Source organism: Streptomyces sp. NPDC030245, assembly GCF_055572995.1.
Map to the genome: position 1 here is coordinate 447,097 of NZ_JBVICF010000005.1, position 14,457 is coordinate 461,553.

The 14,457-nt window shown below is 72.2% G+C and carries 12 protein-coding genes; 5 read left to right on the forward strand and 7 right to left on the reverse strand.

The features are described from left to right. Window position 1: 1 nt before the first annotated feature. Complete coding sequence (gene kdpF, locus ACZ4Z4_RS16650; RefSeq protein WP_033264828.1) at window positions 2–91, reverse strand: K(+)-transporting ATPase subunit F; 90 nt, start codon at window positions 89–91, stop codon at window positions 2–4. A 220-nt stretch (window positions 92–311) separates the two neighbouring features. Continuing rightward, window positions 312–728: a cupin domain-containing protein gene (locus ACZ4Z4_RS16655; RefSeq protein ID WP_468327420.1), complete on the reverse strand. Its 417-nt coding sequence runs from the start codon at window positions 726–728 to the stop codon at window positions 312–314. Window positions 729–780: 52 nt separating this feature from the next. On the opposite strand from ACZ4Z4_RS16655, the gene ACZ4Z4_RS16660 reads away from it, so the two are divergent. Both ACZ4Z4_RS16660 and ACZ4Z4_RS16665 read left to right on the forward strand, forming a co-directional pair. After that, the gene (locus ACZ4Z4_RS16660) at window positions 781–1,824 is read left to right on the forward strand and encodes a GlxA family transcriptional regulator (protein ID WP_468327421.1); all 1,044 of its coding nucleotides are present in this window, start codon (window positions 781–783) and stop codon (window positions 1,822–1,824) included. A gap of 46 nt (window positions 1,825–1,870) precedes the next feature. Continuing rightward, entirely contained in the window at window positions 1,871–3,433 is a 1,563-nt protein-coding gene (locus ACZ4Z4_RS16665; RefSeq protein WP_468327422.1) for an acetolactate synthase large subunit, read from the forward strand. Window positions 3,434–3,439: 6 nt separating this feature from the next. On the opposite strand, the gene ACZ4Z4_RS16670 is transcribed toward ACZ4Z4_RS16665, so the two are convergent. Together ACZ4Z4_RS16670 and ACZ4Z4_RS16675 are read right to left on the reverse strand one after the other, a co-directional pair. Continuing rightward, complete coding sequence (locus ACZ4Z4_RS16670) at window positions 3,440–4,819, reverse strand: hypothetical protein (RefSeq protein WP_468327423.1); 1,380 nt, start codon at window positions 4,817–4,819, stop codon at window positions 3,440–3,442. Further along, on the reverse strand, window positions 4,806–7,685 hold the full coding sequence (locus ACZ4Z4_RS16675) for a peroxidase family protein (RefSeq protein ID WP_468327424.1): 2,880 nt from the start codon (window positions 7,683–7,685) through the stop codon (window positions 4,806–4,808). The genes ACZ4Z4_RS16670 and ACZ4Z4_RS16675 overlap by 14 nt, the downstream gene beginning before the upstream one ends. A gap of 390 nt (window positions 7,686–8,075) precedes the next feature. On the opposite strand from ACZ4Z4_RS16675, the gene ACZ4Z4_RS16680 reads away from it, so the two are divergent. Then, a complete protein-coding gene (locus ACZ4Z4_RS16680) occupies window positions 8,076–9,353 on the forward strand; it encodes a lipase family protein (RefSeq protein ID WP_468327425.1) in 1,278 nt (425 codons plus the stop codon). A gap of 94 nt (window positions 9,354–9,447) precedes the next feature. Here the strand turns inward: ACZ4Z4_RS16680 and ACZ4Z4_RS16685 are convergent, their stop codons facing one another. Both ACZ4Z4_RS16685 and ACZ4Z4_RS16690 read right to left on the reverse strand, forming a co-directional pair. Continuing rightward, the gene (locus ACZ4Z4_RS16685; RefSeq protein ID WP_468327426.1) at window positions 9,448–9,855 is read right to left on the reverse strand and encodes a YchJ family protein; all 408 of its coding nucleotides are present in this window, start codon (window positions 9,853–9,855) and stop codon (window positions 9,448–9,450) included. Window positions 9,856–9,892: 37 nt separating this feature from the next. Beyond that, window positions 9,893–10,594: a FadR/GntR family transcriptional regulator gene (locus ACZ4Z4_RS16690; protein WP_468327427.1), complete on the reverse strand. Its 702-nt coding sequence runs from the start codon at window positions 10,592–10,594 to the stop codon at window positions 9,893–9,895. 138 nt (window positions 10,595–10,732) lie between these two features. Here ACZ4Z4_RS16690 and ACZ4Z4_RS16695 point away from each other — a divergent pair, with 138 nt between their 5' ends. Both ACZ4Z4_RS16695 and ACZ4Z4_RS16700 read left to right on the forward strand, forming a co-directional pair. Next, window positions 10,733–11,248: a gluconokinase gene (locus ACZ4Z4_RS16695; RefSeq protein ID WP_468327690.1), complete on the forward strand. Its 516-nt coding sequence runs from the start codon at window positions 10,733–10,735 to the stop codon at window positions 11,246–11,248. Window positions 11,249–11,343: 95 nt separating this feature from the next. Further along, window positions 11,344–12,741, forward strand: coding sequence for a GntT/GntP/DsdX family permease (locus ACZ4Z4_RS16700; protein WP_468327428.1), 1,398 nt, complete (start codon window positions 11,344–11,346; stop codon window positions 12,739–12,741). 114 nt (window positions 12,742–12,855) lie between these two features. On the opposite strand, the gene ACZ4Z4_RS16705 is transcribed toward ACZ4Z4_RS16700, so the two are convergent. Further along, window positions 12,856–14,421, reverse strand: coding sequence for an APC family permease (locus tag ACZ4Z4_RS16705; RefSeq protein WP_468327429.1), 1,566 nt, complete (start codon window positions 14,419–14,421; stop codon window positions 12,856–12,858). Window positions 14,422–14,457: the final 36 nt, after the last annotated feature.

Consider the following 14,457-nt stretch of genomic DNA (forward strand, 5'->3'; position numbering starts at 1 on the left):
CTCAGAACCTCTCCGGAAAGACGAGGGCGAGGACGAGATAGCCCAGGAGAGCGACGGCCACGACGAGGCCGACGATGTTCTCGGCGGTCACAGCCTGGTCACCCCCTTGGCGACGAGGGCCACCAGCGCGAAGACCGCGATCGTGGTGACGACGAAGGCCAGGTCGGCCATCGTGAGCTCCTGAAGGACGTGGACGGTGCAGTGCTTGCTCGGACGGTTAGAGGTAACCGCCCTTTCCGCCGCCCACGACCTTCGTTGACACCCTCCATACGGCGCGTTCCGCCGTCTTGACGGCTCTCTTACGGAGCGGCTCAGCCGGTCAGTGCGTGGCCCGTCGTCGCGTCGACGTGGTCCGGGACCTCGTCGTGGCGGTCGCCGACCGTCAGGGTGCCGGTCGGTTCGAAGAGGAGGATGCGGGCGCCCCGGGGGGCGTACGGGCGGTGTTCGGTGCCGCGCGGAACCGTGTACACGGAGCCCCGCCGGAGCGTGACCCTGCGCTCCCCCGCCGGTTCACGCAGGTCGATGTGGAGCTCGCCGTCGAGCACCAGGAAGAACTCGTCGGTGTCGTCGTGGACGTGCCAGACGTGTTCGCCCTCGACCTTGGCGATGCGTACGTCGTAGTCGTTGACGGAGGTGACGATGCGGGGGCTCCACAGGGCGTCGAAGGAGGCGAAGGCCTGGTCGAGGTCGACGGGCTCGGTGCCGGCGGCGGTGGGTTCGGTGTTCATGAGGCGATCTTGTGCCGTGGTGTGCCGCCGCCACGAGTGCTAGAAATCGCACATGCCGCAAGAATCCTCGCAGCCGCTCGCCGGGCGGCCACCGCACCGCGTCGTGGTCGTCGTCGACGAGGGCACCAACCCCTTCGAAGTCGGCGTCGCCACGGAGGTGTTCGGGCTGCCGCGGCCCGAACTGGGCCTGCCGGGCGCCCTGTACGAGATCGTCCTGTGCACGCCGCGGCCGGGCGTCCGCATGAACCACGGGTTCTTCACCCTCACCGGGGTCCCCGGACTCGACGCCGTGGACACCGCGGACACGCTCATCATGCCGGGGCGGCCCGACAACACCGTGCCGCGCGCCCCGGACGTGCTCGCCGCGATCCGGCGGGCCCACGCGCGCGGCGCCCGGATCATGAGCTTCTGCACCGGCGCCTTCGCGCTCGCCGAGTCGGGCATCCTCGACGGCCGCCGCGCCTCCACCCACTGGCAGTGGGCCGACTCCTTCCGTGAGCGGTTTCCGGCCGTGCAGCTCGAACCCGACGTGCTGTTCGTGGACGACGGCGACATCCTCACCGCGGCGGGCAGCGCGGCCGCCATCGACCTGGGTCTGCACATCGTCCGCAGGGACTTCGGCGCGGAGGTCGCCACCTCCGTGAGCAGGCGACTCGTCTTCGCGGCGCACCGGGACGGCGGGCAGCGGCAGTTCGTGGAACGGCCCGTTCCAGAGGTGCGGGACGAGTCACTGGCACCGGTGCTCGCCTGGGCGCAGGAGCGGCTCGGCGAGCCCCTCACCGTGGCGGGGCTCGCGGCCCGCGCCGGCGTCAGCACGGCGACCCTGCACCGACGCTTCCGTGCCCAGCTCGGCACCACTCCGCTGGCCTGGCTGACGGGTGAGCGGGTCGCCCTGGCCTGCCGACTCATCGAGCGCGGCGAGGAGCGCCTGGACGTGGTCGCGCACCGCAGCGGGCTCGGCACCCCGGCCAATCTGCGGGCCAGGGTGCGCCGTGCGACGGGGCTCAGCCCGTCCGACTACCGGCGCAGGTTCGGCCCCGGCACGCCCGTGGCGGCTGGCCGGATCCCGGCTGCCGCCACGGCCCGCACCCCGTGAAGACTGGCCTGTCCCACCCTCGCCCACCCAGCAGAGGCGGACCGCCATGCCGAACGGAGCGCAGATCCTGATCAACGGCCTTGTGGACGCGGGTGTCCGCGCCTGCTTCGCCAACCCCGGCACCTCCGAGATGCACTTCGTGGCCGCGCTCGACGAGACGCCCGACCTGCGGCCCGTGCTCTGCCTCTTCGAGGGGGTGGCCACGGGCGCCGCCGACGGGTACGGGCGGCTGACGGGCCGCCCCGCGTGCACGCTGCTGCACCTCGGTCCCGGCCTCGCGGGCGGCCTGCCCAACCTGCACAACGCGCGGCGGGCCGCGACGCCCGTCGTCAACGTCGTCGGCGACCACGCCCTGCACCACAAGCGGCTCGACGCGCCCCTGGAGTCCGACATCGGGGCGCTGGCCCGCACCGTCTCCGCCTGGACGCGGCGCACGTACTACGCCACCGAGCTCGCCGGTGACGTCGCGGCCGCCGTCGCCGCGGCCGCCGGGCCGCCGGGCGCCGTCGCGACGCTGGTCGTGCCCGCCGACGTGTCCTGGTCACAGGCGGGCGAACCGGCCGCGTCCGTGCCGCCCGCCCCGGCGCGGCACGGCCTGGTGTCCGTGGACGCGGTGACGGGCGCCGCCGGGGCGCTGCGCTCGGGTGAGCCCGTCGCCCTGCTGCTCGGCGGGGCGGCCGTGCGCGGCGCCGGGCTCGCGGCCGCGGGGCGGATCGCGGCGGCGACGGGCGCGAAGCTGCTGTGCGAGACGTTCCCGGCCCGTCTGGAGCGGGGCGCGGGACGGCCCGCCGTCGAGCGGCTCGGCTACTTCGCGTCGAGCGCCCTCGGCCAACTGGCGGGCCTGCGCCACCTCGTGCTCGCCGGGGCCGCGTCGCCGGTGGCCTTCTTCGCCTATCCGGGGCAGAGCGGGGGTCTGGTGCCCGAGGGGTGCGCCGTGCACCGGCTCACGGCGGGCGCGGAGGACGTGACGGCGGCGCTCGAAGGGCTCGCCGAAGTGGTGGGCCCCGGCGTGGGCCGCGTACGGCAGGAGGCGGTCAGGCCGGCGCTGCCCAGCGGTGAGCTGACCGCCGAGTCGGCGGCCGCCGTGATCGGGGCGCTGCTGCCGGAGGGTGCCGTCGTCGTCGACGAGGCCAACACGTCGGGTCTTTGGCTGCCCGGCGCGACCGCCGGTGCCCCGCCGCACGACTGGCTGACGCTGACGGGTGGCTCGATGGGGCAGGGGCTGCCGCTCGCGGTGGGGGCGAGTGTGGCCTGCCCCGACCGGCCCGTGCTCGCGCTGGTCGGGGACGGCGCGTCGATGTACACGCCGCAGGCGCTGTGGACGCAGGCGCGGGAGGGGCTCGACGTCACGACGGTCGTCTTCGACAACCGGTCGTACGCGATCCTCAATCTGGAGCTGGGGGCGGTGGGAGCGGGCGCGGGCGGGACGCGGGCGCGCCGCCTCCTCGACCTCTCCGGCCCGTCCCTGGACTTCACGGCGCTGGCGCGCGGGATGGGGGTGCCGGCGGAACGGGCCACCACGGCCGAGGAGTTCGCGGCGCTGCTCAAGCGGGGTCTGGCGGAGCCGGGTCCTTTCCTGATCGACTGCGTGGTGCCGCCGCTGGGCTGAATTCGGCTAGTGGTCCCACAGTCCTTCGTGGCGGCGGTGGGTGTCCGTCAGACCCGCGGTGAAGTACTTGTCGTAGTACTCCGTCTCCACGTGGTGGACCTGGAGCCACACCCCGGGGACGTGGATCGCGTCCGTGTGCGCGGGGAAGCGGCGGTGGGTGCGCAGGATGTACTCGCAGATGTCCCGCGCGCAGTCGATCACCCGCTCCTCGTACTCGCTCGCCTCCGCCAGGTAGCGCAGGCCGTACTCCTCCTTGTAGATGCGGGCGAAGACGTCCTTGTCGCCGTAGGTGCCGCCGGGGCCGAACTTGGCGCGGATCACGGCGTCGACCGCCGCCGTCATCGTGCGGTGCGCGGGCGGGCACGCCGCCTGGATCAGGGGCTCGCCGTCGGGGGCGGTGAGGCCGACCGGGTGGGAGCGGACGTTCGCGTACTTGGGGAGCGGGACGTGCCAGCGCCACAGGTCCGGCAGGCGCCAGCGCGGGGTGACGAAGGTGAAGCCGAGCATCCTGCCGTACGCGCGGGAGAACTTCGGGTCGCCGAGGGCTATCTGCGGGTTGATGGAGGCGTGGATCCAGGCGCCGAGGCCCATCGCCTCGGCGCTCAGCATCAGGTTCTGAAGGAGCAGGTCCGCCTCTATCTGGGTGCGCAGCGGGCCTAGGGCGCCCAGCGGCAGCTTGATGTCGCCGTTGAGGAAGCCGTTCTTGACCCACTTCTTCACGCCCGCCGGCCGGTAGAGGTTGCGGTCGTCGACCAGCGTGGGGCGGACGTCGTCCGGCTGGGTGAGCAGGTACATCAGGGCGTTGATGTACTGGTGGGAGAGGTCCACGACCGGGAAGAGGAGGGTCGTTCCGGGGAGGTTGGACAGGAAGCGGTTCGAGTCGAGGTAGGCCGGGAAGTCGCGCCGGTCCTCCGCGACGTCCAGGCGGTGGTCGAGGACGCGGACCTTCGCCTGCCGGGCCCGCTCGACCAGGCTCGTCGCGTCGAGGGGCGTGCCGGGGGCCGGGTCCAGTCGGCGCAGGAAGTACGTGCCCGAGTCGTTGATCAGGAAGAAGTGGGTTGCCTGCGCGTTGTCGGGGCTGCCCGCGGTGCGGCCCGCCATGGTCATGTTGGGCTTGGCCATGATGGGTTTGCCGTCGCGCGGGTCGTCGAAGGGCCGGTCGGGCATGGTGAGGCCGGTGCAGCCGGTGAGCGCGATCAGCACCGCCTCCTCCAGTTCGGTCAGGGGCCGCGGCTCGTGCGGCGAGCGGTAGCTCATGGAGCCCGCGGGGACGGCGGCGCCGCGGCTCACCCGGTGGGTGCGGCGGCGCCAGACCGTCTCCAGGAGGGGCCGGGCGAACAGGTCCGCGAGGCCCGGGTGGCCGGGGTCGCCGTCAGCCGCCCGCACGCTCGCCCCTGTCGCTCATCGCCTGTACCTGCCGCCACGGCGCGAACGCGCTGGCGCCGCGCGGCAGCAGGCCCGCGAGGTCCGGGCAGTGCCGCAGCAGGACGGATTTCATGCCGCCCTTCTGGACCCAGTCGATGCCGAGCGGCGTGTAGATCTCGGGGCGGAAGTCGACGGTCAGGAAGCGGTCGCTCTGAAGCCGCCGGGTGGCCATCAGGATGAAGATGCGGAACGCGGTGTCGCTGAAGCCGAAGCCGTGCGGCGGGTTCTCGGCGAAGAGGCCGACCACGGTGTCGATCTCGTCGACGGAGCGGTAGACGTCCTTGAGGCGGGCGACGGTCTCGGGGTCCTGCGACAGGTCCTCGAAGCGGCGGATGCGCTGTTTGTGCAGGCCTTCGCGGAAGTCGTTGTAGCGGGGCACGCCGCGCCTGCGGGTGCGGACGAGGTCGACGACGGACAGGTCGATGATCTCGCCGTCGCGCTCGAAGTGCTGGAGCGCGCGCGGGAAGTTGTGCAGGGTGATGGCGCCCGGGTGGGAGATGCCGAAGGAGTACAGCGTGTCGGCGAGGCCCGTCTTGCGGATGGCGGCCTCGGCGGCGGCGCCCTGGATGTCGTGGAAGCCGAGGGTCTCCAGGCGCTGCCCGAAGCGGTGCTCGCGCATCTCGAAGTCGTCGGGGATCAGCGGGTGCATGCGGTAGACGGTGACGAAGTCCTCCGTCAGGGAGTACGGCGTGCCGTGGTGGTCCGGCAGCGTCTTGGGTATGCCCGTCAGCGAGTGCGACTCGAACAGCCAGAGGCCGAGCTTGTTGAGCCAACTGCTCGGCGGACCCTCCCAGTTGGTGCGCAGGCCGATGTCGATGGCCTCGGTGGCGAGGATCGCGGGGGTCCACTCCACGGTGTGGATCTTGGCGATGAGCGCGGAGACGACGAGGCGCGCGGTGTGGTAGACGCTCTCCTGGCTCATCGACGGGTAGGTCTGCCGCAGCGCGTCGCAGACGGCGTTGTGCTCGCGGGCGAAGAGGGTGTGCATGGCGCTGAGGCCCATCCACCAGCTCTCGGCGAAGCCGGTCAGCGGGACGCCGTTAGGGCCGAGCGGCAGATGGCCCTCCTCCAGGCGGAGTTTGGCGCCGCCGTCGGGCTCGCGCAGGAACCTCGCGGTGTGTTCGTTCTCGCCGTACACCTCGGAGCCGTCCCACCAGTGCGACGCCGTGTTGGCGAAGAGGATCGGCGGCTGGTCGCCGGGGAGTTCGACGCCTTCGTTGTCGGCGAAGCGCATCACGTGTTCGGCGGGCCCGCCCGGGGTGTTGTACCAGGTGGTGCCGGGCGGCAGCGGCACCTCGACGGACTTGCCGCCGGGCTTGTGGCGGCGGTGGTTGACCCAGTCGTGGACCTGGAACTGGATCCAGGCGGCGGCGAGGACGTTCAGCGACGTCGCGGGCAGGAACGTGTCGCGGTGCAGCAGCTCACGGCTGACGGTGACCGGGTTGGGGACGTCGAAGAGGTCGGGCCGGTAGACGGGCTTGAGGTTGCGTCCGAAGGGGGCGCCCACGGCTCCCATGGCCGGCCTGGAGAGGTCGTTGTACGTCCCGTCGTAGGAGCGGACGGTGCGCAGCTGCTCGTCGACCGGGGCGGGCACGGGCATGGTCTTCGGCGGCGCCTCGTACACGTCGGTGTCGATGAGGTTGAAGCGGCGCAGCGCCTTGCGGAGGAAGACGAGGTTGAGCAGACCGGCCTGGACGGGCAGCCTGTGCCACGGCACATAGCGGTTGAGCAGCCGCAGAGCCGCGTCGGCGGGGACACCGACCACCTTGTTGCGCAGCGGCTCCTCGGTGACGAAGCGCAGGCCGTGCCGGTGGGCGGCGCTCGCCTCGTACGCCGTCTTGCGGGCCCGGTTGAGGTTGCCGAGCGGGCGGAACTCCTCGGTGGTGAACCAGGGGTTGAAGCCCATCACCTCCACGCGGCCGCCCGCGGCGCGCGCCTCGGCGGTGTCGAGGTCCTGGCTGGGGATGGTGAGCGTGGCCACGGGCACGGCGGGGGCGACGGACTCCAGCCACTCCACCGAGCCGTCCTCGACGGGGGTGCGGCGCTCGTCGACGTACCGCTGGAGGCACAGTTCGAAGGTGACGTCCTGCCGGGCGAGCCGGGTCTCCAGCTCACGGCGCAGGTACTGCGGGTCGCGGCGCTCGGGGTCGGACCTGGCGGTGGCCGCGCCGCCCGCGGGGCGCAGCAGGTAGCGGACCGGTCCGGCCTCGCCCCACAGGATGGCGCTGCGGCTCCAGTACGTCTCGGCGGCGAGGCTGTGCACGGTGCGGCGGGTGGCGGCCTGGATGTTGCGGCGCATCCGGGTGGCGGTGGCGAGGCCGACGGTGAGCGGGAGTTCGACGAAGAGCGCGACGGCTTTGCGCAGCCGGGTCGTCGCGCCCGCCATGGCCTTGGCGAAGGCGACGAACTCGCGGGCGTCGCGGGCGTGCGAGACCGGGTGGTTGGTGGCGAGCAGGTCGTGGTGCTCCTCGGTGGAGACGGCCACGCGCACGGCGGCGCCGCGCAGGTCGGGGGCGCCGTCGGCCTGCCGGATGCCGCCGGCGTTGGAGAGCCGTACGGTCGCCGGGTACTGGGCGCCGGGCTGGGCGAAACCCTGGCGCAGCGTGTCGGGCAGGTCGTCGTGGAAGCGCAGCCGGGCGTTCTCCACGCCGAGCGCGGCCTTCTCGTGCTGGACGCGGCCGATGTCCGCCGACCGGGCCGCGCGGCGGTTCTTCTCCTGGACCTTCATCAGTTCCTTGGCCAGTCGCTCGAAGATCCGGCGCTCGGCTTCCGGGCTGCCGCCCATGTATCGCTCGTAACTCTGCTGGTGCTGTCCGGTGTCGGCCATCGGGCGCCTCTTCCTTCGCACGTTCCTTCGCACGGCTGGTGGCGGTACTGCGTACGGGACAGGGGGCAGGCAGACGCTACTGGCGGCACCGGTCGGCCGCAGCGACGGTTCCCGCCTATGTGCGGGGCCCGCCGGGCGCCTCGAACTGGCGGGCGGGCCAGGGCGTTTGGGCCCGTGGACGGGGTTGCCCCGGGTGCGGCGGGCGACGGCGGGTGTTCCCTTCACACCCCGTGTGCGTCTGTGTTCCCACCAGTCCCACGCGCGGGGCGCGCGCGATGGCCAAGTCCCGTCGGGTGCCGGCCGCCGCGGCGCCGGCGAGTTGACGGTGTGCCGGGCCGGTGGTGTGCTCGCAACTCCGGTGCAGCCACCGCTCGTCGTGGGGGGAACGCCATGCGGGACGACTTCGCCAGGGGGCCGAGCTTCGCGGAGCTGCGCCCGCTCAAGGAGCCCACCGGGGGCGGGCCGGGGCATCCGACCTTCCCCGTCCACCGCGACCTGGTGGACCTGCTGGCCGCACAGAAGGGCCTGCCGGAGACCGAGGGGCCCGTCCCGCACACCATGGCGACGTGCGCCGCGTACGCGTACGCCGGTGTCGGCCGGGTCGGCGACCCGCGCACCGTGGCCATGATCATGTCCAGGCTGGGCCTGGAGGAGAACCGCTGCCGGGTCTTCGAGCAGCGGGTGGACGCCATGTACATCGCGTCGGCCGCGTATCTGATCCAGGACAAGGACCGGCGGGTGGTGATCCTCTGCTACCGCGGCACCCAGCCCGAGGACATCATCAGCATCCTCACCGACGCCGACGTGCGCCCCGAGACGCTCTGCGTGGACCTGGCGGGCGAGCGGCACGAGGTGCACGCGGGGTTCTACCGCAACATGCGCGCCACCCGGCACCTGATCATGCAGGCCCTCGACCGGGCGGCCCGCGGCGAGTCGGTCGACCCGAAGGAGAAGGGCGTACGCGGCGACGGCATGGAGGCGCTGTACATCACCGGGCACAGCCTCGGCGGGGCGATGGCCGCGCTGATGGGCGTCGTCCTCGCCCACGAGGAGCGCTACCGGTCCGTCGCCGAACGGCTGCGGGCCGTCTACACCTTCGGCCAGCCGCTGCTCGGCGGCCCCGACTTCGCCGACGCCTGCGCGCGGGCCACCGACCACCGGGGCGAGTACGTGCTGCGCGACCGGCTGCTGCGCTACATCTTCGACCGTGACGTCGTGCCCGCGCTGCCGCCGCGACCCGTCGGGCCGTACGCCCCCTTCGGCCGCGAGCTGCACTACCGCAGGCCCCGCGGGGTGGCGGAGGGGACGCTCGCCTTCGCCGCCGAGACGGCAATCGACGCGGTGTCGCTCCCGGGCGACCTGCTGCGCGGGCAGCTGCGCCGAATGGCGGGGCGCAGGGCGCGGGCGGCCGGGCGCTCGCTGTCCGAGCTGGCGCGGGGGCCGCGGGCCGGCGGCTGGGCCGAGGTCAGCGACCCGGGCCTGCACTATCCGCAGATGGACAGCCTCGCCGGGCTCGCGGTGGTGGCGCCGCTGGCGTTCTTCGCGGCGCGTCTCGCGTTGACGCGGACAATTCCGTTCACCTACTCGTTCGAGGATCACGGGCCGGGGCACTACGTCAACGCGCTTACTCCGCCGGGGGTGTTGAGCGAGTTCGGGGATGTGCTGTGAGCTGTACGCTGCGGGCGCGTCGTGGCTTGTCGCGCCCACGCGGCGGAGCCGCACATGTCAGAGCCCCGCGCCCCTGACCCAGTCGTCCGACCTCCTAGTCGATGAAGGTGCCGTCGACGTATACCCACGCCCCGTCAGTGCGCTCGAAGCGGCTCTTCTCGTGCAGGGAGTCCGGGCGGCCGCTGTCGGTGTAGCGGGCCCGGAAGGTGACCGTGCCGGTGGTGTGGAACGCCGTGCCCTCCGTGGTCGCCTCGATGTCCAGGCCCACCCAGCTCAGCGCCGGGTCGAACTCGACCCGCGGCGGCCTGGTCCGCGGGTGCCAGGTGCGCAGCAGGTAGCCCTCGTCCCGCACGGCGAAGGCGCTGTAGCGGGAGCGCATCAGCTCCTCGGGGGTGGCCGCGGCCGCCTCGCCGCGGTGCAGCCTGCCGCAGCACTTCTCGTACGGCAGGGGGTTTCCGCAGGGGCAGGTGGTGGCGGTGGGGCGTGGCGCGCGTCGGGACATGGCGCCCATTGTCGCCGACCTTTCCCTGGTCGTGGGCTCAGGGCGCGAGGATGTCCAGCTCCTCCAGCGCGCCGAGGGCGATCTCCCGCGTGAGCGCCTCGGCGCGGACCGCGTCGCCCTCCCTGACCGCCTCGGCGACCTGGACGTGCAGGGTGACGGCGGGCGGGTCGGGGTCCTCGAACATCACTTGGTGCGCGGTACGTCCGGTGAGCACCTCGGCGACGACGTCGCCGAGCCGGGCGAACATCTCGTTGCCGGAGGCGTTGAGGATGACCCGGTGGAAGGCGACGTCGTGCCTGAGGTAGTCCTCCAGCTGGTGGCCGCGCGAGTGGGCGACCATCCCGAGTGCGCACTCGGTGAGCTCCGCGCACTGGGCGGCCGTGGCGTGCCGGGCGGCGAGCCCCGCGGCGACCGGTTCGACCGCCGACCGCAGGACGGTCAGGGAGCGCAGCTGCCGGGGCCGGTCGGCGCCGGCGAGGCGCCACCGGATGACCTGGGGGTCGTAGACGTTCCACTGGTCGGCGGGGAGCACGGTGACGCCCACGCGGCGGCGGGACTCGACGAGGTGCATGGACTCCAGGACGCGGACCGCCTCCCGCATCACGGAGCGTGACACCTCGAAGCGCTGGCCCAGCTCGTCCGTGCGCAACACGCTGCCCGGCGGGTACTCGCCGGCGGTGATGGCGGGCCCGAGGCTTTCCAGTACGCGGGAGTGCAGCCCTCGGGCGTGTGCGGTCATGACGGAAGCCTACGAGGAGGGGCACGGGAACAATAAGTCAGACTTTTATGTCACAGCCTCTTGAATTCGTCAGACCTAATGGGTTTCAGTGGCGTGAACAACCGACCGATGTCGATGAAGACAGCGAGGCAGTACGCGATGCAGGAACGGCGCACCCCCCACGTCGTCGTGGTCATGGGCGTGGCAGGGACCGGCAAGACCACGATCGGGCCCCTGCTCGCGGACCGGCTCGGCGTTCCCTACGCCGAGGGCGACGACTTCCACCCGGCGGAGAACATCGCGAAGATGTCCTCCGGCACGCCGCTCACCGACGACGACCGGTGGCCCTGGCTCGACGCGATCGGGTCCTGGGCACACGGCCGCGCGGGGCTCGGCGGGGTGGTCAGCAGTTCCGCGCTGAAGCGCAGCTACCGCGACCGGCTGCGGGCCGCCGCTCCCGATGTCGTCTTCGTCCACCTCACCGGTGACCGGGCCCTCATCGAGGACCGGATGTCGCATCGGCAGGGGCATTTCATGCCGACGGCGCTGCTGGATTCGCAGTTCGCCACGTTGCAGCCTCTCGGGGCGGACGAGGCGGGCGTCGCCGTCGACGTCGCCGGGTCCCCGGAGGAAATTGCCGACCGGGCCGTCGAGGCGCTCGGTCATCTTGGCTGAGCGCTCCCGCCAGTAGTTCATTGGCTGCGGGCCGCTTGTGGCTGGTCGCGCAGCTCCCCGCGCCCCTTACGGGGCCCTCGCACAAGGAAAGCACCGTGACCCATCTCAGCGTCGAGATGTTGGCAGCGGACCCCGTCGAGCCGATCACCTCGGCGGGCCATGCCCAGCTGGGGATCGCCGTCCTCGCGGGCATCGCCGTCATCGTCCTGCTCATCACCAAGTTCAAGCTGCACGCGTTCCTCGCGCTGACCGTCGGGTCGCTCGCGCTCGGCGCCTTCGCCGGCGCCCCGCTCGACAAGGCCATCGCCAGCTTCACCGCCGGGCTCGGCTCGACGGTCGCGGGCGTCGGTGTGCTCATCGCGCTCGGCGCCATCCTCGGCAAGCTGCTCGCGGACTCCGGGGGCGCCGACCAGATCGTCGACACGATCCTCGCGAAGGCGGGCGGGCGCGCGATGCCGTGGGCGATGGTGCTCATCGCCTCGGTGATCGGCCTGCCGCTCTTCTTCGAGGTCGGCATCGTGCTGCTGATCCCGGTCGTCCTGATGGTCGCCAAGCGCGGCAACTACTCGCTGATGCGGATCGGCATCCCGGCCCTCGCCGGTCTCTCCGTGATGCACGGGCTCATCCCGCCGCACCCCGGCCCGCTCGTCGCGATCGACGCGGTCAAGGCCAACCTCGGTGTCACCCTCGCCCTCGGCGTCCTCGTCGCGATCCCGACGGTGATCATCGCGGGCCCGCTGTTCTCGAAGGTCGCGGCCCGCTGGGTGGACGTACCGGCCCCCGAGAAGATGATCCCGCAGCGCCCGTCGGAGGACCTGGACAAGCGTCCCGGCTTCGGCGCGACGGTGGCGACCGTGCTGCTGCCCGTCGTGCTGATGCTGGCCAAGGCGCTGGTGGACATCGTGGTCGACGACCCCGAGGCCACCGTGCAGCGGGTCTTCGACGTGATCGGCTCGCCGCTGATCGCCCTGCTCGCCGCGGTGATCGTCGGCATGTTCACGCTGGGCCGGGCGGCCGGGTTCACCAAGGACCGGCTGTCGACGACCGTCGAGAAGTCGCTCGCCCCGATCGCGGGCGTGCTGATGATCGTGGGCGCTGGCGGCGGCTTCAAGCAGACGCTCATCGACGTCGGCGTGGGCCAGATGATCCTGGACTTCTCCAAGGACTGGTCGATCCCCGCGCTGCTGCTCGCCTGGCTGATCGCGGTGGCGATCCGGCTCGCGACGGGCTCCGCGACGGTCGCGACGATCTCCGCGGCAGGTCTGGTGGCGCCGCTCGCCGCCGACATGTCGACCTCGCACACGGCGCTGCTCGTGCTCGCGATCGGTGCGGGTTCGCTCTTCTTCTCGCACGTCAACGACGCGGGGTTCTGGCTGGTCAAGGAGTACTTCGGCCTCGACGTCGGCCAGACGATCAAGACGTGGTCCGTCATGGAGACGATCATCTCCGTGGTGGCGGGAGCGCTGGTGCTGCTCCTGTCACTGATCATCTAGCGCGCCGTCTCCCGGGGCTCCGCCCCGGACCCCGCTCCTCAATCTCCCCCAAGCTCTTGAAGAGCAGGGGGGACCCCCAAGGGGCTGACATGGTCAGCCCCTCCGGCGTTCCCGTCACACCTGAGTACTCCCGGACGCCTTTTCAAGCTGGAACGCCTCGTTCCCGAGGCCGATCCGCGCATGCCTCTCCGGGTTCTTGGAGCGGAGGACCAGGCCGTAGAGGACGCCGATCAGCGCCGCGGCGAAGATGACGCCGGGCAGCACCCAGCTGAGCGCCGAGCCCTCGCCCGCGCCGACGAGGACGTCGAAGTCCTTGACGGTGTAGCCCGCGATGACGAGCAGTCCGGCCGCGGCGAGCGCGGACGCCGCGATCCGCCAGGCCTGGGCGCGCGCGGCACCGCGGCGGGCGAAGAAGACGATGACGGCGACGGACGCGGTGGCCATCAGCAGGATGACGCCGAGCGCGCCGATGTTGCCGCCCCAGGTGAACAGGTGCAGGACGGGCGCGGTCGGGTCGCCCGCCCCGCCGTCGTCGGCGAGGGCGAAGCCGATCACGACCACGACGGAGACGACGGTCTGGAGCAGCGAGCCGGTGCCGGGCGCGCCCGTGGACGTGTTCGTGCGGCCGAACGCGGCGGGCAGCAGCCCCTCGCGGCCCATCGCGAACGCGTACCGCGCCACGACGTTGTGGAAGCTGAGGATCGCCGCGAACATGCCGGTCACGAAGAGGACGTGCAGGACGTCGGTGAAGGTGCCGCCGAGCCGGGACTCGGTGAGGCCGAAGAGCAGGCCCGCGCTCTGCTCCTGGGCGGCCGGGACGATGCCGGACGGGCCCGCCGCGACCGTCAGCGCCCAGGAGCTGAGCGCGAAGAAGACGGCGACGAAGCCCACGGCGAAGAACATCACGCGGGCGACGACGACCTGCGGGCGGCTGGTCTCCTCGGCGTACACGGGGGCCTGCTCGAAGCCGGTGAAGGCCGCGATGCAGAAGCAGAGCGAGGTGGCCACGCCCGCGCCGGTGAGCGTGTCCGGGTTGAACGCGTGCAGCGACAGGCCCTCCTTGGCCGGGTCGACGACGGCCGCGATGTCGAAGATGACGACGAGCGCCACCTCGATGAGGAGGAGCACGCCGAGCACGCGCGCGTTGAGGTCGATCTTCAGCCAGGCGAGGACGCCGACGAGGGCCACGGTGACCAGCGCCGGTATCCACCAGGCGACCTCGACCTCGAAGTACGTCTGGAGCAGCCCGGACACCTCGAAGCCGAGCAGGCCGTAGAGGCCGGCCTGGAGGGCGCTGTAGGCGACGAGGGCGACCAGCGCGGCGCCCGCGCCCGCGGTGCCGCCGAGGCCGCGGGATATGTACGCGTAGAAGGCGCCGGCGTTGTGGACGTGCCGGCTCATCTCGGCGTACCCGAGGCTGAAGAGCGCGAGGACGACGCCGAGGATGAGGAAGAGGAGTGGCTGTCCGACGACGCCCATCACGCCGTAGGTGGTGGGCATGACGCCGGCGACGACCATCAGGGGCCCGGTCGCGGCGAGCACGGAGAGCAGCAGGCCGGCCGTGCCGAGCCGGCCCGCGCGCAGCGCCTGGTCCTGCCCCTTGTACGTGCTGATCCCGGTGGCGCCCGCCGGGTCGCCGGGGGATCTGGTTCCGCTTGGGCTCGAACTTCCCGTCGCCATCGCGCGGTTGTCCTTTCGGGGGTTCTTCAGAGGTTC